The 19,623-nt window shown below is 66.0% G+C and carries 17 protein-coding genes and 1 tRNA gene; 15 read left to right on the plus strand and 3 right to left on the minus strand.

The genetic code is table 11. The features are described 5' to 3' along the window. Positions 1-26 precede the first annotated feature (26 nt). From ruvB to AC3DET_RS14555, 15 genes are all read left to right on the plus strand, one after another. Positions 27-1,067 carry a Holliday junction branch migration DNA helicase RuvB gene (ruvB, locus tag AC3DET_RS14485; RefSeq protein ID WP_488392069.1) on the plus strand — a complete coding sequence of 347 codons (1,041 nt, stop codon included), beginning with the start codon at positions 27-29 and terminating at the stop codon, positions 1,065-1,067. A gap of 69 nt (positions 1,068-1,136) precedes the next feature. After that, the gene (gene ybgC / locus AC3DET_RS14490; RefSeq protein ID WP_337731913.1) at positions 1,137-1,574 is read left to right on the plus strand and encodes a tol-pal system-associated acyl-CoA thioesterase; all 438 of its coding nucleotides are present in this window, start codon (positions 1,137-1,139) and stop codon (positions 1,572-1,574) included. 39 nt (positions 1,575-1,613) lie between these two features. Continuing rightward, on the plus strand, positions 1,614-2,387 hold the full coding sequence (tolQ, locus tag AC3DET_RS14495) for a protein TolQ (RefSeq protein ID WP_337731475.1): 774 nt from the start codon (positions 1,614-1,616) through the stop codon (positions 2,385-2,387). 12 nt (positions 2,388-2,399) lie between these two features. After that, positions 2,400-2,843: an ExbD/TolR family protein gene (locus AC3DET_RS14500; protein ID WP_337731474.1), complete on the plus strand. Its 444-nt coding sequence runs from the start codon at positions 2,400-2,402 to the stop codon at positions 2,841-2,843. Then, positions 2,833-3,867 carry a cell envelope integrity protein TolA gene (gene tolA / locus AC3DET_RS14505; protein WP_337731473.1) on the plus strand — a complete coding sequence of 345 codons (1,035 nt, stop codon included), beginning with the start codon at positions 2,833-2,835 and terminating at the stop codon, positions 3,865-3,867. The genes AC3DET_RS14500 and tolA overlap by 11 nt, the downstream gene beginning before the upstream one ends. Before the next feature lie 101 nt (positions 3,868-3,968). Beyond that, the gene (gene tolB, locus AC3DET_RS14510; RefSeq protein ID WP_337731472.1) at positions 3,969-5,288 is read left to right on the plus strand and encodes a Tol-Pal system beta propeller repeat protein TolB; all 1,320 of its coding nucleotides are present in this window, start codon (positions 3,969-3,971) and stop codon (positions 5,286-5,288) included. 58 nt (positions 5,289-5,346) lie between these two features. Further along, positions 5,347-5,862, plus strand: a complete 516-nt coding sequence (gene pal / locus AC3DET_RS14515; RefSeq protein ID WP_192201974.1) for a peptidoglycan-associated lipoprotein Pal — start codon at positions 5,347-5,349, stop codon at positions 5,860-5,862. Between the two features lie 15 nt (positions 5,863-5,877). Beyond that, entirely contained in the window at positions 5,878-6,711 is an 834-nt protein-coding gene (gene ybgF, locus AC3DET_RS14520) for a tol-pal system protein YbgF (protein WP_337731471.1), read from the plus strand. Between the two features lie 63 nt (positions 6,712-6,774). Beyond that, complete coding sequence (gene queE / locus AC3DET_RS14525; protein WP_488392070.1) at positions 6,775-7,458, plus strand: 7-carboxy-7-deazaguanine synthase QueE; 684 nt, start codon at positions 6,775-6,777, stop codon at positions 7,456-7,458. 155 nt (positions 7,459-7,613) lie between these two features. Continuing rightward, positions 7,614-8,279, plus strand: coding sequence for a 7-cyano-7-deazaguanine synthase QueC (gene queC / locus AC3DET_RS14530; RefSeq protein ID WP_337731469.1), 666 nt, complete (start codon positions 7,614-7,616; stop codon positions 8,277-8,279). 74 nt (positions 8,280-8,353) lie between these two features. Beyond that, a tRNA-Lys gene (locus AC3DET_RS14535) sits at positions 8,354-8,429 on the plus strand. An 809-nt stretch (positions 8,430-9,238) separates the two neighbouring features. Further along, on the plus strand, positions 9,239-10,144 hold the full coding sequence (locus AC3DET_RS14540; protein WP_488392071.1) for a DUF4760 domain-containing protein: 906 nt from the start codon (positions 9,239-9,241) through the stop codon (positions 10,142-10,144). 268 nt (positions 10,145-10,412) lie between these two features. Next, positions 10,413-11,525: a PLP-dependent cysteine synthase family protein gene (locus AC3DET_RS14545; RefSeq protein ID WP_488392072.1), complete on the plus strand. Its 1,113-nt coding sequence runs from the start codon at positions 10,413-10,415 to the stop codon at positions 11,523-11,525. A 24-nt stretch (positions 11,526-11,549) separates the two neighbouring features. Then, the gene (locus tag AC3DET_RS14550) at positions 11,550-13,577 is read left to right on the plus strand and encodes a M3 family metallopeptidase (protein WP_488392073.1); all 2,028 of its coding nucleotides are present in this window, start codon (positions 11,550-11,552) and stop codon (positions 13,575-13,577) included. 120 nt (positions 13,578-13,697) lie between these two features. Beyond that, a complete protein-coding gene (locus AC3DET_RS14555) occupies positions 13,698-15,878 on the plus strand; it encodes a glycoside hydrolase family 3 N-terminal domain-containing protein (protein WP_488392074.1) in 2,181 nt (726 codons plus the stop codon). Here the strand turns inward: AC3DET_RS14555 and AC3DET_RS14560 are convergent. From AC3DET_RS14560 to AC3DET_RS14570, 3 genes are all read right to left on the minus strand, one after another. Further along, complete coding sequence (locus tag AC3DET_RS14560; protein ID WP_337731408.1) at positions 15,875-16,327, minus strand: hypothetical protein; 453 nt, start codon at positions 16,325-16,327, stop codon at positions 15,875-15,877. The genes AC3DET_RS14555 and AC3DET_RS14560 overlap by 4 nt on opposite strands. Before the next feature lie 103 nt (positions 16,328-16,430). Further along, complete coding sequence (recQ, locus tag AC3DET_RS14565) at positions 16,431-18,224, minus strand: DNA helicase RecQ (RefSeq protein ID WP_488392075.1); 1,794 nt, start codon at positions 18,222-18,224, stop codon at positions 16,431-16,433. 837 nt (positions 18,225-19,061) lie between these two features. After that, positions 19,062-19,616: a Dps family protein gene (locus AC3DET_RS14570; RefSeq protein WP_337731406.1), complete on the minus strand. Its 555-nt coding sequence runs from the start codon at positions 19,614-19,616 to the stop codon at positions 19,062-19,064. Positions 19,617-19,623 lie beyond the last annotated feature (7 nt).

Below are 19,623 nucleotides of genomic sequence, written 5' to 3' on the forward strand. Positions count from 1 at the left end.
CGGGCGGTTTCACGCATAATCCCCGCATGACCGCAGACCGCATCATCACCTCGTCCGCCACGCGCGAAGACGAGGCCATCGAGGCCAGCATCCGCCCCAAGCGGCTCGACGAGTATCTGGGCCAGAAGCCGGTCCGCGAGCAGCTGGACATCTACATCCAGGCGGCGAAAGGTCGCGGTGAAGCGCTCGACCATGTGTTGATCTTCGGGCCGCCGGGGCTGGGCAAGACCACCTTGAGCCATGTCATCGCCAACGAACTGGGCGTGAACCTGCGGTCCACGTCCGGCCCGGTGATTGAGAAGGCGGGCGACCTGGCCGCGCTGCTGACCAACCTGCAGCCGCACGATGTGCTGTTCGTCGACGAGATCCATCGCCTGTCGCCCGTGGTCGAGGAAGTGCTGTATCCGGCGATGGAGGATTTCCAGATCGACATCATGATCGGCGAGGGGCCTGCCGCGCGGTCGATCAAGCTGGACCTGCCGCCCTTCACCCTGATCGGCGCCACCACGCGTGCCGGCCTGCTGACCGCGCCGCTGCGCGACCGCTTCGGGATCGTGCAGCGCCTGGAGTTCTACACGCCCGACGAGCTCACCCGCATCGTGCAGCGTTCGGCGCGCATCCTGGGCATGGACTGCGTGCCGGAAGGGGCAGGGGAGATCGCCCGGCGCGCGCGCGGCACCCCGCGCATCGCCAACCGGCTGCTTCGCCGCGTGCGCGACTATGCGCAGGTCAAGGCCAATGGCCACATCGACGTCGACGTCGCGCGCGCCGCCATGCAGATGCTGAAGGTGGACCCGGAGGGTTTCGACGAACTCGACCGCCGCATGCTGCGCACCATCGTGGACAACTTCGACGGCGGCCCGGTGGGCGTGGAGTCGCTGGCGGCCGCCCTGAGCGAAGAGCGGGGCACGCTGGAGGACGTCATCGAACCCTACCTGATCCAGCAGGGTTTCCTGGTCCGTACCGCGCGCGGCCGGATGGCCACCCGCAAGGCCTATCTGCACCTGGGGTTGACGCCGAAGGGCCGCGTGCCCGATGCGGGTGATGCGCCCGGCGAACTCTTCTGACGGCCACTGGTTTCAGGATGGTATGCACGACAACGTGCGGGAGCGCATGCTTTGACGACTGATTCGCCGATGATCGCCGGGGATCCGGCTCCGTTCATCTTTCCGACACGCGTCTATTGGGAAGATACCGACGCCGGTGGCGTGGTGTACCACGCGCAGTACGTGGCTTTCCTGGAGCGGACCCGCACCGAGTGGTTGCGGGCCCGTGGATACGCCCAGGAACAACTGCGCCAGACCCACGACCTGGTGTTCGCCGTCCGTGCGATGCGCCTGGATTTCCTGCGCCCCGCCCGGTTGGACGATCTGCTGCAGGTGAGCGCGCGCATCCACCAGTGCAAGCGGGCCAGCGTGATCTTCGCCCAGTCCATCGAGCGGGATGGCGAAGTGCTGCTGACCGCCGAGGTGAAAGTCGCCGCGCTCAGCGCCTCGGGTTTCAGACCCGTCGCGCTGCCTGGGGCGTTGTACGAGGAGTTCCGCCGGCTCGAGACACCGGGCCGTCCGCTCTAACCCGATACGCAACACGAACCGAGACTCGAGGAACAACGGATGATCGCAACGCTGCTGGCCTTCCAGGACACCGTGGTGGAGGCATTGCCGCCGGAGACCGCGGCCGCCGCCGCCGAGGCCACGGCAGGCACCGTGCACAGCGGGATCAACTACATCAACCTGATGCTCAAGGCGAGCCTGCCGGTCCAGTTGATCGTATTGCTGCTGCTGGCCGGGTCGTTGATCAGCTGGGTGATCATTTTCCGCAAGGCGCGCGTGTTCAAGACCGCCAACCGCGACGCCGACGAATTCGAGGGCCGGTTCTGGTCCGGCGCGGAGCTGCACAAGCTGTATGCCGGCGCCGCCGACCGCAACCGCGTGGTCACCGGGCTGGAAGCGATCTTCGAAGCCGGCTTCCGCGAGTTCACCCGCCTGCGCGACAAGCGCGGCCTCGACGGGCGCGCGCAATTGGAAGGTGCGCAGCGTGCGATGCGCGTCACCTACACGCGCGAAGTCGACCAGCTCGAACGCAATCTGGAATTGCTGGCCAACATCGGCTCGACCGCGCCCTACGTCGGCCTGGTGGGCACGGTGTTCGGCATCATGGTGACCATGCACGACATGCTCAACAGCGGTGAGCAGGCGGGTATCGCCGCGGTGGCGCCGGGCATTTCCGAGGCCCTGTTCGCCACGGCCATCGGTCTGTTCGTGGCCATTCCGGCCGTGTGGGCCTATAACCGCTTCACCACCCGCGTCGAGCGGCTGTCGGTGCGCTACGAGAGCTTCGCCGAGGAATTCAGCTCCATCCTGCAGCGACAGAATTCGGCCGAGTAAGCGGAGCCCACCATGGCCGGAAGCATCTTCCATCGCAAGCGGCGCAAGCTGAAATCCGAGATCAACGTCGTCCCCTACATCGACGTGATGCTGGTGCTGCTGATCATCTTCATGGTGACCGCGCCGCTGCTCACGCTGAGCGTCGACGTCAAGTTGCCGTCATCCAACGCGAAGGCGGTGGAGACGCGCAACGAACCGGTGATCGTCATTGCCTACCCCGACGGCCGGTACGGCCTGAAGTTGCCCGAAGCCAAGCTGCCGGAAGTGCTGGACGCGGCAGCGCTGGAAGCCAAGGTTGCGGCGATCCGCGCGCAGCAGGGCGATGAGCTCCGCATCATGGTCGCGGCCGAAGGTGCAGCGCCGTACCAGAAGGTGCTCGACGCGATGGATGTGCTGCGGCGCGCGAAGGTCGGCAATGTCAGCCTGATGACCAACGCGGGTGGCAATGCACGCTGAAGTCCTCCAGCGCCAGCGGCCCGTGCAGGACGAAGGGCTGGGCAGGGCGGTGGCATGGGCCATCGGCCTGCATGTGCTGTTGCTCGTGCTGTTGCTGGTGTCGCCGTTCCTGACCTGGGACCGTGATCGCCTGAATGCGGCAGGCTCGCAGGCGATGGAAGCCACGCTTGATGTGTCCGCGGCCGACCAGCGTGCGGTCGCACAGGCACTCGATTTCCAACCGGAGCCGATGCCCGAACCCGTGCAGGAGCCGGCCCCCGAGGACACCATCCCGCCACCTCAGCCGATCCCCGAACCGGCCCCGCAGGATGCGCCGGTCGAGCGTCAGGCGCAGGCCCAGGAGCGCGTGCCGGTGCCGGATACGGTCGACCAGGACGAAGCCCGCCGCGATGCCATCTCGCAGGAGAAGGCCCGCCAGGAGCAGGAAGCCAAGCGGCGCCAGGAGCAGATCGACCTGACGGAGCGCAAGCGGCAGGAGCAGGCCGAGCAGCAGCGCCGCCTCGCTGCGCAGCAGGAAGAAGATCGCCAGAAGCGCGTGGCCGCCGAAACACAGCAGAAGGCGGCGGACCAGAAGCGGTTGGAGGAAATCCGCCGCCAGCGCGCCCAGGCCGCGCGCGAGGCCCAGCTGGCCGAACAGAAACTGCGCCAGCTCGCGGATGCGCGTGCGCGCCAGGCGGCGGGCGCAGCGGCCTCCACGCCTGCACCGGCGACCGGCCCCGCAGGTACTGGCGGGACCGACGAAGACCTGCGTGGCCGCTATGCCGCCGCGATCCAGGAGGCGGTGTTGCGCCAGTGGACGCGCCCGGAATCGGTGCCGGTGGGCACGCGCTGCCGCGTGGTGATCCGCCAGCTGCCCGGCGGTGACGTGGTCAGTGCCGAGGTGCAGCCCGGCTGTGCCATGGACGCCGCCGGGCAGGATTCGATCGAGCGTGCGGTCCTGAAGGCCCGGCCATTGCCCTACCAGGGCTTCGAATCCGTGTTCGCCCGGACACTTACCCTGAATTTCGAGGCCCGCGACCGCTGACTTCACGCGGCGTTTCGCTGCCCTCCGTTCACAATTGTTAAAACGTTCACGCGCGGGCTGGTATCCCTTTGCCGCCCCGCACAACCGCAGAGTCGCTGCCCATGAAGAAACCGCTGCGCTGGTTCGCCCTGTTCCTGTTCACGCTGGTGCCCGCCCTGGCGTCCGCCCAGCAGCAAGGGCTCGAGATCGACATCATCGGCGGCAATGCCTCCGCCCTGCCCATCACCGTGGTGCCGATGCCCTACCAGGGCAGTGCGGGCACGCCGCCGACGGATGTCTCGGCCGTGGTGCGCGCCGATCTGGAGCGTTCGGGTGCATTCCGCACGCTGCCCGAAGCCAGCATCACCGAGCGCCCGACGCGCGGTGGCGAAATCCAGTACCCGACATGGCGCGCGCTGCGCCAGGACTACATCGTGGTCGGCCGGGTCGTGGATGCGGGCGATGGTGGATATCGCGTGGAGTACGAACTGTTCGATGTCGCCAAGCAGGAGCGCATGCTCGGCCTGGCGATGACGGCCCGCTCGAACGCCTTGCGTGATGTCGCCCACCAGATGGCCGATGCCATCTACGAGAAGATCCTCGGCGTGCGTGGCGCGTTCTGGACGCGCATCGCCTACATCACCGCCGCCGGTACCGGCAAGGCCACGCGTTACGCGCTGATGGTGGCCGATTCGGACGGCTTCAATCCGCAGACCGTGGTCCGCTCCGCCGAGCCGCTGCTGTCGCCGTCATGGAGTCCCGACGGCCGCAAGCTGGCCTACGTCAGCTTCGAGAGCGGCAACTCGGCGATCTACATCCAGGATATTTCGACGGGTGCGCGCGAGAAGGTGTCCGGCTTCCGCGGCATCAATGGCGCCCCCTCGTTCTCGCCGGATGGCCGCCAGCTGGCACTCACCCTGTCGCGCAGCGGGAATCCCGAGATCTACGTGATGGACCTGGGCAGCCGGTCGCTGCGCCAGCTGACCAACACCTCGGCCATCGACACCGAGCCGGTGTGGAGTCCCGATGGCAGCAGCATCTATTTCACCTCCGACCGCGGCGGCCGCCCCCAGATCTACCGCGTGCCCGCCGGTGGCGGCAGTGCGAGCCGGGTGAGTTTCGACGGCAGCTACAACGCGACCGCCAGCGTGTCGTATGACGGCAAGAAGATCGCGGTGGTGCAGGGCGCGGGCAACAACTACCGCATCTCGCTGATGGACAGCAGCCTGGGTGGCGCGCGCTGGTCGTCGCTGTCGCCGGGCTCGCTGGACGAATCGCCCAGCTTCGCCCCCAACGCCAGCATGGTGCTGTACGCCGCGCGCGAAGGCGGGCGGGGCGTGTTGTACGCGGTCTCCGCCGATGCGCGCGTACGCCAGCGTCTGGTCGTGGCGAACGCCGATGTGCGCGAGCCGGCGTGGTCGCCCTATCGCACCGTGCGTTAAGTTTCTGTCTACAATGTCCGTTCCCTTGACCCCCCGTTTTATCGACGAAGGAATCACCATGAACAACACCGCCCGTGTTCTGATGCTGTCCCTGATGTCCGTTGCCGTGCTGGCAGGCTGCAAGAAAGCCGTCAAGCCGGAAGCGCCGACCGACACCACCACGACGACGCCGACCACCCCGACCACGCCGACCACCTCGGGCGTCTACGGCCCGAACGACCTGGACACCGACGCCTGCCTGCGCCAGCGCGTGGTCTACTTCGACCTCGACCAGGACGCCCTGAAGCCGGAGTTCCAGGCCATCATGGGTTGCCATGCCAAGTACCTGCGTGACCGTCCGTCCTCGCGCATTTCGCTGGAAGGCCATGCCGACGAGCGCGGCAGCCGCGAGTACAACCTGGGCCTCGGCGAGCGCCGCGGCAACGCTGTGAACTCGGCCCTGCAGGCCAGCGGTGGCTCGGCCGCCCAGCTGACCGTGGTCAGCTACGGCGAAGAGCGTCCGGTCTGCACCGATTCCAGCGAGTCCTGCTGGTCGCAGAACCGTCGCGTCGAGATCGTGTACACGGCGAAGTAAGCCGTCATCGCCACGATGATCGCGAAGAAGTACATGCTGGTACTGGCGGCGGCCCTGGTGGCCGCCGCTCCCGCCCAGGCGCAACGCGTCAGCCTGGCTGACCGCGTTGCGGCGCTGGAAGCGAAGGCCAACAACCCGCAACAGAACCTCGACCTGCTCAACAAGCTCACGCAGCAGGAAGCGGAGTTGCGCGAACTGCGTGCGCAGCTGGAACAGCTGCAGAACGAGAACGAGCAGCTCAAGCAGCGCGGCCGCGACCAGTATCTCGACCTGGACGGTCGCCTCAACCGCCTCGAGGGCGGTACTGCGCCGGCCCCCGTCGGTACCACGCCTGCCAGCCCGCCCCTCGGTAGCCAGGCTCCCGCATCGCCGCCGGCCACTGTGCCGGCGCCCGCCGCCGTAGCCACCGCCGAGCCGCCGCCCAGCGTCCATGGCGACATGGGGGCGATGTCCGCTGCCGGCGATGAACGCACCGCGTACAACGTCGCCTTCGACCGCCTGAAAGCGGGCGAGTACGCCGATGCCGCGCAGCTGTTCACCAGCTTCCTCCAGCTCTACCCCGGCGGCGTGTACGCGCCCAACGCCCTGTACTGGCTGGGCGAGAGCTATTACGTCACCCAGAACTACGCGTTGGCTGCGGACCAGTTCCGTGCGTTGCTGGCGCAGTATCCGACCCACGACAAGGCGCCCGGTGCATTGCTGAAGATGGGCCTTTGCGACTACGGCCTGGGCAAATTGCCTGAAGCCGAGCGCATCCTCGGCGAGGTCGTCGCCAAGTATCCGGGCACCGATGTCGCCCGCACCGCCGACGACCGGCTGCGCGCCATCCAGCTCGGCCGCCTGCGCTGAAGAAACGCCGTCTCCGGCCCCACCTGGGGCCGCCGGGCCGGCAGGGCGTATCATGCGCACCCCATGAATGACGCCGCCCGCCCCAGCGAGATCGTCCAGTCCCCGCTGGAACGCCTCAAGATCACCGAGATATTCCTCTCCCTGCAGGGAGAGGCGAATGCGGTCGGCTGGCCGACGGTCTTCGTCCGTCTGACCGGCTGCCCGCTGCGCTGCCAGTATTGCGACACGGCCTACGCCTTTCATGGCGGGCAGTGGCGCGAGATCGACGACATCGTGGCCGAGGTCGCCCGCCATGGCGTCCGCCACGTCTGCGTGACCGGCGGCGAACCGCTCTCGCAGAAGCGCTGCCTGCTGCTGCTGAAGAAGCTCTGCGATGCCGGCCATGACGTCTCGCTCGAAACCTCTGGCGCTATCGACATCGCCGATGTGGATCCGCGCGTTTCGCGCGTGGTGGACCTGAAGACACCCGGCTCCAGGGAAATGGCCCGCAACCGGCTGGAGAACCTGCCGCAGCTGACCGCGCGCGACCAGGTCAAGTTCGTGCTCTGCGGCCGCGCCGACTACGAGTGGGCGCGCGGGATGCTCGCCGAGCACCGCCTGGCCGAGCGTTGCGACGTGCTGTTCTCGCCCAGCAAGTCCGAACTGGAGCCGCGTGAGCTCGCCGACTGGATCATCGCCGACCGCCTGCCGGTGCGCTTCCAGATGCAGTTGCACAAGCTGCTGTGGAACGACGAGCCGGGGCGATGATCCCTGGAGGTTGCCGTCATCCCAGCGCACGCTGGGGTCCATTCGCTCTTCGCTTGGACAATGAGCGGACGCAACGGCAACATGGATCCCAGCGTGCGCTGGGATGGCGAGCCTGATCCCCGGCCCCGTAACCTTCATAACGAATCGCGTACCCCATGAAAAACGCCGTCGTCCTTCTCTCCGGTGGCATGGATTCCGCCGTCGTCGTCGCCATCGCCCGCGAGCAGGGTTTCGCCGTGCACGCGCTGAGCGTGCGCTATGGCCAGCGGCACACCTCGGAACTGGATGCCGCCGCGCGCGTCGCCGCCACGCTCGGTGCCGCTGCACACAAGACCGTGCACGTGGACCTGCGCAGCATCGGTGGCTCCGCGCTGACCGACGACATCGACGTGCCGGAAGCCGGCGGCCCGGGCATTCCGGTGACCTACGTACCGGCGCGCAACACCATCATGCTGTCTGTCGCGCTGGGCTGGGCCGAGGTGCTGGGCGCCAGCGACATCTTCTGCGGCGTCAATGCGGTGGACTACTCGGGCTATCCCGACTGTCGCCCGGAGTTCATCGAAGCATTCGAGACGCTCGCCAACCTGGCCACCAAGGCGGGTGTCGAGGGGGCGGGCCTGCGCATCCAGGCGCCGCTGCTGCACATGAGCAAGGCCGATATCGTGCGCGAGGGCATGCGGCTGGGCGTCGACTTCGCGCAGACCGTGTCCTGCTACCAGGCCGACGGGCAGGGCCGCGCCTGCGGCCACTGCGATGCGTGCCGCCTGCGTGCCGCCGGCTTCGCCGATGCCGGCGTGGCGGACCCCACGCACTACGCGTGAACCGGGCGGGTTTCGCCCCATCGCGGGCGATGCGTTAGAATGCGCATCCCGGTGCAAGGCCGGGATGCGTTCCCGGGCCGTTAGCTCAGTCGGTAGAGCAGAAGACTTTTAATCTTTTGGTCGAAGGTTCGAATCCTTCACGGCCCACCATTTGAAATCAATTGCTTACGCGTGATTTTGTGGGGCTCTTAGGTAGAGCACGGAAAAATTCCCGGAAAAATCGGATGCGAAGTTCCACTTGCATGTGGAACACGCCCGCATCGATCGAGCGGCGCTCTGTGCGGAAGAGCATTTCGCTTACGTCAGCCCAGATGATTCATTGCCCTGCACCGAGTCGGCACGGTGGTCGACCGTGGAAAACGGGGCTCTATGTTCTTCCCGCGCAGGCACGCGCAGGGGGTGTAGTTTTTCGCCCTAGATCGACGATGCGCTGCTCGGTCAACAAGAGCTTTTGTTGACAGGCTGAAGTACAATGCTTATGCCATGAGGCTCTCTGCTATCCCCTCCGAAAGCTCCACCTGAGGAGGGGATAGCAGAGAGCCTCATGGGCATCAGGTTCCAGAATTCGCAAATATATGTTGCAATGCAGCAATAAAGCGGGTCAACTAAAGGTGAATTCATCCCTAAGTGGTTGAATTTTATTGGTTGAATGCTTTTGCGACAGTGAGTGATAGATCCCTGAATGACAGGTTCACCAGTAGGTTGCTAGCGTCCGGGCGTGGATCCGGGGTTCTTAAGTTCTTTCGGATCCTGCCGCTAGCTGAATGCGAGTGTCCCAATTTGCAACCGTAAGTACGTACAACGGTCCAATGAGCAGGCAGTTTGTATTGCGATTTGGGGAAAACGTAATGCAAGGATTTACCCTCGGAGGAGAGCGATCATGAACATTGGAATCGAAGAGTAAAGTGAACAGCGAAGGGTCCTTTCTAGGGCCCTTCGGCGTTAAGGGGAGAGGGAAAATGGAATTCATTTTTAAAGACCTGGTCACCAAGTGCTGGTGGTCCTGGGTAGCCTTGGCCGTAGCGGTAGGACTTGCCGGCATCACGGGAACAGTTATTGCGCATGGAGCCGCAGGTCCCACACAAGCTTGGCTTGCTATAGCGGCTTATTGTTCGCTATGCGCATTTTTCGCGCGCCCGCTTTTGAACGCGGCTTACGCGGGCCATCGTCATTTGCTAACGGTCTGCGTCTGGTCTTTCGTATTGGTTCTGCTCGGCATTTTTCTGAGTTTCTTCGCGTTCTTCGCTTTCTTTGGGAGCGAGCCCCAGAAGTACGACAAAGTCTTGAATGTGGTGCCGGTGTTCGTCGCAATCTGGGCGGCAGCACTTGGGTGGCTAGTGCACTTTAGGCTGAGCACGAAGGCTCATCGAACTAACAATGCTTTCGCAATCATCATGGAGATGCGCAAAAGCGGTGAGTTCCTGAAGCGCTATGAAGCAATGACCCGACACTTTCCTGCCGGCAGCGACCCCATTCCAAATCTGTACGCAGAATTTTTCCCTGGCGTCGAACTTGCCAGGATGCATCGGGAAAGCATGGCTTCTGGTGAGCCTGCCGATCCAGCGAGGCTCGATCAGGCAGAAGCAATACAAGCACTTAAGTACGTACTCAACTACTTCGAGTTCATGGCTGTGGGAATTAAGGCCGGTGACTTGGACGAAGATCTGCTGTACGACACTATTAGTTCAACGGTGGTCCGACTGTACGACCGAGCTAAGCCGCTGATTGATTGGACTAATCAAGCTGCTCCAGGCGGAGCGGGGCAGCCTCTCGCGTTTATTGATTTGGCGGACTTGGTTGCGAAGTGGCGTCCTCGTCTAACTCAGCACATCGCTGACCGAGCGAATGGCGCTGCAGCCCGGTAACCGTGAACGCGTGGGAGCCGCTACAGCAAGTACTTGCTTCTGCGCAGGCAAGCGGCAGCGGAAAAATAACTCCGGTCCCCTCGATTTGGCGCTGGTTTCACGGGGGGCAACCGGAAAAATTCGGGGCTCTAAGTGCTTGTTGCGACGGCTAAAATTGCGTGACTTTTAATCTTTTGGTCGAAGGTTCGAATCCTTCACGGCCCACCACGCACATCCCGCCGCGTCATCATCGCGCCGTATCCGCGTCGGCGCCCGCGAGGAAATCGGCGTGACCACGGCAGCGCGTGACTGGACGGCGCAGGCGATCCAGCGCATCGAAGCGGACTTCAACCGGTCCGCCGATACCCACCTTATCCCGCTGCCGTTGCCTGGTTTTCCCGGCATCGACGTCTATCTCAAGGACGAATCCAGCCATCCGACCGGCAGCCTGAAGCACCGGCTGGCGCGTTCGCTGTTCCTGTACTCGCTGGCGAATGGCTGGCTGCGGGAGGGTGCGCCGGTGATCGAAGCCTCCAGTGGCTCCACCGCGGTCTCCGAGGCCTATTTCGCGCGGCTGCTCGGCCTGCCCTTCATTGCGGTGATGCCGGCCACCACCTCGCCCGACAAGGTCGCCGCGATCCAGTTCCAGGGCGGTCGCTGCCATCTGGTCGAGGAGGCGGGCGCGATCAACGCCGTGTCGCGGCAACTCGCGCGCGAGACCGGTGGCCATTTCATGGACCAGTTCACCTATGCCGAACGGGCCACCGACTGGCGCGCGAACAACAACATCGCCGAATCCATCTTCAAGCAGATGGAGGCAGAACCGCATCCTGTCCCGGCATGGATCGTGTGCAGCCCGGGCACCGGCGGCACCAGCGCCACGCTGGGGCGCTACGTGCGCTACCGCCGCCATCCCACCCGCGTGCTGTGCGCGGACCCGGAGCATTCGGTGTTCTTCGACCACTATCGCGGTGCCTGCGCCGGCCAGCCCGACGGTGGACTGACCTGCGAGCGCGGCTCGGGCATCGAAGGCATCGGACGCCCGCACTGCGAGCCCAGCTTCATCCCGGCGTGCGTCGACGCGATGGTGAAGGTGCCTGATGCACTCAGCCTGGGCGCCATGCGCCACGTCAGCGCGGTGCTGGGGCGGCGTGTCGGCGGATCGACCGGCACCAATTTCGTCGGCATCCTCGCCGCTGCCTCGCGCATGCGCGATGAGGGCCTGACCGGCTCCATCGTCAGCATCCTGTGCGACAGCGGCGAACGCTACGCGCACAGCTACTACAACCGGGACTGGTATCTGGAGCGCGGCATCCCCATCGTGGAAAGCGACGATGCCATCGCGGCCGCCGTCGCCGGACGCGGGCTGCCAACGCTGGCGATGGCCGACTGGCCGAACTGATTTCCCATTGCAGAAGGTGTTCCCATGACCAATCCATTGCTCGATTTTTCCGGTCTGCCGCGCTTCGACGCGATCCGCGCCGAACACATCGCGCCCGCCATCGAGCAACTGCTGGCCGAGGCCGACATCGCGGTTAAGACGGCGGAAGCGGTCGCGCCGGTGACATGGGACACGTTCGTCGTCCCGCTGGACGACGCCACCGAACGGCTCGCGCGCGCCTGGAACCAAGTCACCCATCTGGAGGCGGTGGTCAATACCCCCGCACTCCGCAACGCCTACAACGCACAATTGCCGAAGGTGACGCGCTTCTGGAGCGGGCTCGCGCAGAACCTCGCGCTGTACCGGCAGTACCGCGCGCTGGCCGGGGCGCCGGAGGCGGTCCGGTACGACGAAGCACGCCGCAAGGTGCTGGACAACGCATTGCGTGACTTCCGCCTCGGCGGCGCCGAACTGCCGGACGAGCAGAAGGCGCGCTTCGGCGCATTGAAGGAGGAACTAGCCGGCCTGTCGGCGAAGTTCTCGCAGAACGTGCTCGATGCCACCGACGAGTACGAGTTCTGGATCAAGGACAAGCAGCACCTGGGAGGACTGCCTTCCGACGTCGTTTCTGCCGCGCGTGCCGCGGCCAAGGCCGAGGATGAGCCGGGCTGGAAGTTCACGCTGCAGATGCCGTGCTACCTGCCGGTGCAGGCGTATGCGGATGATCGCGCGTTGCGCGAGACGCTGTACCACGCCAACGCGGTGCGTGCATCGGAACTCGCCGACAACGAGGCGCTGGACAACTCCGCGTTGATCGACCGCATCCTCGCACTGCGTGCCGAACTCGCCTCGCTGCTCGGTTTCGGGAGCTACGCCGAGTATTCGCTGGCGACCAAGATGGCCGATACTCCGGACGAAGTGCTGCAGTTCCTGCGTGACCTGGCCGCACGTGCCAGGCCCTATGCGCAGCGCGACCGCGAGGAGCTGGACGTCTTCGCGCGCGAGCAGCTCGGCCTTGAAACGCTCGAAGCCTGGGACATCGCCTACGCCAGCGAGAAACTCAAGCAGGCGCGCTACAGCTTCTCCGCACAGGAGGTGAAGCAGTACTTCACCGAGCCGGCGGTGCTGGCGGGCCTGTTCGGCGTGATCGGCGATCTGTACGGGCTGCGCGTGGAGCAGGACCAGGCGCCGACCTGGCATCCCGATGTGCGCTTCTACCGCCTGGCCGATGGTGACGGCGCGTTGGTGGGCCAGTTCTACCTCGACCTGTATGCCCGCGAGGGCAAGCGGGGGGGCGCGTGGATGGATGACTGCCGCAACCGTCGCGATACCGCCCGTGGCGCGCAGACGCCGATCGTCTACCTGGTCTGCAACTTCGGCAAGGGCATGGACGGCAAGCCGGCCACCTTCAGCCACAACGACGTGACCACGTTGTTCCACGAGATGGGCCACGGCCTGCACCAGTTGCTCACGCAGGTGGGCGAACTGGGCGTCGCCGGCATCAATGGCGTGGAATGGGATGCGGTGGAGCTGCCCAGCCAGTTCATGGAGAACTTCTGCTGGGAATGGGAGCGTGTGCAGGCGATGACCGCGCACGTGGATACCGGTGAGCCACTGCCGCGCGCGCTGTTCGACAGGATGGTGGAAGCGAAGAACTACCAGAGCGGCATGGCGACCGTGCGCCAACTGGAGTTCGGCCTGTTCGACATGCAGCTGCACAGTGGTTTCAACGCAGCGAGCGACAGCGTGCTCGCCCTGCTTGCTCGCGTGCGCGGCGAGGTGGCGGTGAACGTGCCACCGGAATGGAACCGCTTCCCGCACCAGTTCAGCCACATCTTTGCCGGCGGCTACGGGGCCGGGTACTACAGCTACAAATGGGCCGAAGTGCTCAGCGCCGATGTCTACGCGGCGTTCGAGGAAGCGCCGGGCCAGGTCGCGGAGACCGGCGCACGATTCCGGCACGAGGTCCTGGCCAGGGGCGGCAGCCGCGGTGCCGCCGAGAACTTCAGGGCGTTCCGCGGCAGGGCGCCGCGCATCGAGGCGCTGCTGCGGCATTCCGGGATGGCCGGCTGAGCGATCCGAGGGGGTAGCGACGAGGGCGTCCACCCAGGGTCCGGGCGGGTTTGACCGTAACTGTAAACGTTTTCATAATGGCTTCCCCGTAACACCCGCGTTCCCGGGAGGATCGCTTACATGCCGCATCAGCGAAGGATCGAGGGCCTGATCGCCGACATGACGCTGGAGGAGAAGATCGGCCAGCTCGGCGCCTTTGCCGATGCGCTGCGGCCGTTCGCCTTCGAGGTGAATCCGGAAACCTTTGCCCGTGATGCCGAGCAGGTGCGTGAGCAGATCCGCAGCGGCCGCGTGGGCGCGCTGTTCAATGGCGTGGGCGCGGCGGAAGGCCGCGAGGCGCAGCGCATCGCGGTGGAAGAGAGCCGGCTGGGTATTCCGCTGCTGCTGGGCGCCGACGTGATCCACGGCATGCGGACCGTGTTCCCGATTCCGCTGGGCGAAGCCGCCAGCTTCGAGCCGGACCTGGCCGAACGCACCGCGCGCGCGACCGCCAAGGAAGCCACCGCCGCCGGCATCCACTGGACCTTTGCGCCGATGGTCGACATCGCGCGTGACCAGCGCTGGGGCCGCGTGGCCGAAACTTCCGGCGAAGACGTGTACCTGACGTGCGAATTCGCCGCCGCCCGCGTGCGCGGCTTCCAGGGCGCCGACCTGACCGCCCCCGATTCGCTGCTGACCACGCCCAAGCACTTCGCCGCTTACGGCGCCATCTCCGCGGGCCTGGACTACAACTTCGTCGACATGGCGCCACAGACGCTGCGCGACGTGCACCTGCCGCCGTTCAAGGCCGCCATCGACGCCGGCGCGCTGACGCTGATGAGCTCGTTCAACGACATCAACGGCGTGCCGGCTTCGGCCAACCGCGAACTGCTGACCGATATCCTGCGCGGCGAATGGAAGTTCGAGGGCTTCGTGGTCTCCGACTACACCTCGGACCTGGAACTGGTCGCGCACGGCTACGCCAGCGACGAAGCCGACGCGGCGCAGAAGGCGCTGTCGGCCGGCCTGGACATGAGCCTGCAGAGCGGCATCTATGCCGGCCATGTCGCCACGCTGGTCGAGCAGGGCCGGCTGACGATGGCCGAAGTGGACGAGGCGGTGCGGCGCGTACTGCACGTGAAGGCCGCCGTCGGCCTGTTCGACGATCCCTATCGTTGCCTGGATGCGGAACGCGAAGCCGACCAGTCGCACATCCCCGTGCACGATGCACTGGCGCGGGACTGCGCGCGGCGCTCCATCGTGCTGCTGAAGAACGACGGCGACCTGTTGCCGTTGAAGAAGTCCGGCCAGCGCATCGCGCTGATCGGTCCGTTTGCGCAGGACACGGCCAACCTCGGTGGCTGCTGGAACATCTTCGGTGACGCAGCGCGCATGATCGATCTGGAAACCGGGCTGCTCGCCGCGCTGGATGATCCATCCGCGCTGACGATCGTGCCGGGCAGCGGTATCGAGGAGGCCCTCGACGGTGGCATCGACGCAGCAGTCGCCGCTGCGCGCGGTGCCGATGTGGTGCTGCTGGCCGTGGGCGAGCCGCACGAGTTTTCCGGCGAGGCGCAGTCGCGCACGCAGATCGTGTTGCCTGCCCCGCAGCAGGCGCTGGCGGAGGCGGTGGCCGCCACCGGCACGCCGGTCGTGGTGCTGCTGCGCAATGGCCGCGCGCTGGCGCTGGAGGGCGCGGTACGCGATGCGCAGGCGATCCTGGTCACGTGGTTCCTCGGCACGCAGACCGGGCCGGCGGTGGCCGACGTGGTGTTCGGCGACTACAGCCCGTCCGCACGCCTGCCGGTGAGCTTCCCGCAGGACGCGGGCCAGCAGCCGTACTTCTACAACCATCCCGCCAGCGGGCGTCCCAACGTGCCGGGCACGCCCCGCGCCTTCCAGACGCGCTGGCGCGAGGTGACGCACGCCGCGCTGTATCCGTTCGGCCATGGCTTGTCGTACACGCGCTTCGACTACGGTGTACCGCAGCTCAGCACCGGAGCGCTCGGCTGGGACGACACGCTGACCATCCGCACCCGCATCACCAATGCCGGCACGTGCGAGGGAGAAGAAGTGGTGCAGCTCTACCTGCGCGACCGTACCGCCAGCCGCGTGCGGCCCGTGCGCGAATTGAAGCGTTTCCGCAAGATCACGCTGGCAGCGGGCGAATCGCAGGACGTGGAGTTCACCCTGACCCGTGCCGATGTGGAATTCCACGGGGTCGACAATCGTCCGGTGGCCGAGCCCGGCCTGTTCGACCTGTGGGTGGCGCCCTCGAGCGCCGTTGGCGAGGCGGTGAGTTTCGAACTGCTGCCGCGTTAGCGGCGCGGCGTGCCGCGCATCATCGGCCCGCCGGGATAGGCATCGTAGGGCCCGTAGTAGCCGCCGGGACCGTCATAGCGGTCGACGTTGATGTTGAAATTGAACGTGCGCGGCTTGCCTTCGTCGTTGTACGTGGTCTTGCACAGGTTGAGGTTGACCGCGTTGTAGGTGCTGCGGCCGTGCCCCTTGCTGTAGCCGATGCCGGTGGTCACGCTGCCTGAGACGCCGTCGCCGTCGTCATCGCCGTACCAGACGCAGGGGTCGACGGGCGTTGCAGGTGCCGTCGATTTCGGTCGCGTTGGCCGGGTGTCGCCGTACCACGTGCCGGGCGGATCCTTGGTGTAGGCCGCTGCCTGCGGCAGGCTGAGGTCCAATGCCTCCGCGCTCGACTGCGCCCACGCGGGCACGGTGGTCAGCAGGGCCAGCAGTGCGAGGGGCAGGGTCTTCATGGGGAATCCCGGAGCGGTGGTGCGCCGGATGGCGGACCTGCATGGCAACGTAACAGCCGTGGATTGAATGCCGGCTGATGGCGGCGGTCGACGGACGGGAACTTCAGCCGGCCGCAGCCAGTGCCTCCAGCACGCGCTGCCCATAGCGCTCCAGCTTGGCCCCACCGATGCCGCCCACCCGACCCAGTTCGTCCAGGGTGGCGGGCTGCAGTTCGGCGATGTTGCGCAGGGTACTGTCGTGGAAGATGACGTAGGCCGGCACATTCTGCTCGCGCGCCAGCTGCGCGCGCAGGTCGCGCAGCAGCTGGAAGCGCGGCAGGTCCGCGGCCTCCACCGGCAGTCCGCTGCGCGGGCCACGCTCGCGTTCGCGGCGCTCGCGCTGCTCCTTGCGCAACTGCAGGCGCCGCTCGCCCCTCAGCACGGCGCGGCTGCCTTCGGTCAGGCGCAGGCTGCCGAACTCGGCCTCCACTTCCAGCAGCCCGCAGGCCACCAGCTGGCGGAACACGCTGCGCCACGTGGTGGCATCCAGGTCCTTGCCGATGCCGTAGGTGGTCAGATGTTCGTGGCCGCACTGCTGGATGCGTTCGCTCTGGCTGCCGCGCAGCACATCGATCACATGGTTCACGCCGAAGCGTTGGCCGCTGCGGTACACGCAGCTCAGCGCCTTCTGTGCGGCCTCGGTGGCGTCCCAGGTCTCGGCCGGGCTGAGGCAGTTGTCGCAGTTGCCGCAATCGTGCGGATAGGTTTCACCGAAGCCCGCCAGCAGCACCTGCCGGCGGCACTGGGTCGATTCGCAGTAGCCCAGCAACTGGTCCAGCTTGCGCCGTTCCAGTCGCTTGCGTTCCTCGCCGGCCTCGGACTGCTCGATCATCTGCTTCAGCAGCACCACGTCGCCCAGCCCGTAGCACAGCCACGCTTCGGCGGCCTCGCCATCGCGGCCGGCGCGGCCGGTTTCCTGGTAGTAGCCCTCCATCGACTTGGGCAGGTCCACGTGCGCGACGAAGCGCACGTCGGGCTTGTCGATGCCCATGCCGAAGGCGATGGTCGCCACCATGACGATGCCGTCCTCGCGCAGGAAGCGGCGCTGGTTGTGCGCACGCACGCCGGCATCCAGCCCGGCGTGGTACGGCAGCGCATTGAAGCCTTGTTCGGCCAGGTAGTCGGCAAACTGCTCGACCCGCTTGCGCGACAGGCAGTAGACGATGCCGGCCTCGCCCTTGTGCTTGCGCAGCATGTCGCGCAGCTGGTGCCGGGCGTTGTCCTTCTGCACCACCGTGTAGCGGATATTGGGGCGGTCGAATGAACTGACGAAGCGCTGCGCATCGACCAGGTTCAGGCGCTCGGCGATCTCGCGCTGGGTGGGCGGGTCGGCGGTGGCGGTCAGGGCGATGCGTGGTACGTCCGGCCAGCGCTCGTGCAGCAGGGCCAGTTCCAGGTATTCGCGGCGGAAGTCGTGGCCCCAGGCCGAGACGCAGTGCGCCTCGTCGATGGCGAACAGGGCGATCCGGCTGCGGTCCAGCAGCGACAGGAAGCGGCCGGTCAGCAGGCGCTCCGGCGCGACATACAGCAGGTCCAGTTCGCCACCGAGCAGCGCCTGCTCCACCTGTGCGGCTTCGGCGGCTTCCAGCGATGAGTTCAGGAAAGCGGCGCGTACGCCGAGTTGGCGCAGGGCGTCCACCTGGTCCTGCATCAGCGCGATCAGCGGCGAGATGACGATGCCGGTGCCTTCGCGCAGCAGCGACGGCACCTGGTAACACAGGGACTTGCCGGCGCCGGTCGGCATGAGGACCAGGGCATCGTGGCCGGCGGCAAGATGTTCGACGATGGTCTGCTGGTGACCACGGAAGGCGCTGTAACCGAAAACGCGCTGCAGTGTTTCAAGTGCGGGGGATGACATGGGGACAGGATACCGCGAGCGGGTGCGGCGGCCTGCTTGTATGGTGTCGGGAGCGATCGGAAACGAGCGTGCCGCGGGGTAGGAATTCATCCGGGTTTGGGCGGGACGAGATCAAGCCCCTCTCCCCGCGGGAGAAGGGTTGGGGTGAGGGTCAACGAAGCCAGTCAAGGTCGACAGCCGGCGACGCCACAGCATCCGCGATTCACCGGAGCGCTCCCCCTCGACGAGCCTATGGAGGGCATCTTTCGGGGTGGGTCTGCCTGAGGCTAAGCATGGTGCCGCTGGCCTGTGCACCGCCCTCCGGGGTTGACCCGACGTGACTGCCGGACCTCAGGGGCCCCAAGAGCTGCACCTGAAGCATCGTGAGCGGGCTTGGTTTTTTGCTCTTGCCTTTGGGCCCCCATGAGGCACGGCGAGTGGGCCGGGTAAAACCCGAAGGGCGCCGCCCTGGATGGGCGGCGTTTCCGTATGGCACAGGAATGTGCCTTACGGAAATTCCCGACCCGCTCGCGAACCCGGAGCGAAGCGCAGGGCGTGCCGCCTGGGGTGTGTTTCTTTGATTCTTTCTTTGCACAAGCAAAGAAAGAATGCCTCCGCGGCGAGCGGCGCCATGCATCCAAGAAGAAGTCCATCCCGTAAGGCCACCAAACGTAAAGCCTTCGCGGATGTAGTTGCGGCCTGAGGCAGGGAAGGACACGGACTCCGTTGGCCCTCACCCCAATCCCTCTCCCGCGGGGAGAGGGGCTCAAAAACAGGAAAAGGGGCCTGACAGCAGGGAGAGGCTGACAGCAAAACGCCCGGACCAGCCGGGCGTCTCGCGCTTCACTCGGGCTCCGGTTACTGCAGCAGCGAACGCAGCATCCAGGCGTACTTCTCGTGGGTCTGCAGGCGCTGCGTCAGCAGGTCCTCGGTCGGGGCGTCGTCGGCGTCGTCGGCGATGTCCAGCACCTTGCGCGCCGTGCGGCAGACCGCCTCGTTGCCGATCACCAGCTGGCGGACCATCTCGCGCCAGTCGGCGCTGTCGGTCAGGCCAGGCTCTTCCGGGATCGAGGTCAGGTTGACGAACTCGCGATACGAACCCGGGGCGTTGAACCCCAGCGCACGGATGCGCTCGGCGATCTCGTCCAGCGCCGTCCACTGCTCGGTGTACTGCGTCTCGAACATCGTATGCAGCGAATTGAACATCGCGCCGGTGATGTTCCAGTGGAAATTGTGGGTCTTCAGGTAAAGCGTGTAGCTGTCGGCCAGGAAACGCGACAGGCCGTCGGCGATCTTCTTGCGTTCGCCGCCGCTGATCCCGATATCGATATTCGGCGCCGACGGGGCCGATGCGAGGGGAGCGGTGACGGGCGCGGCCTTGGTCTTGGCGGGCTTGGTCTTCGGCTTGGCCATGCGGATT

It is taken from the genome of Pseudoxanthomonas sp. 97-1-1, assembly GCF_057773125.1.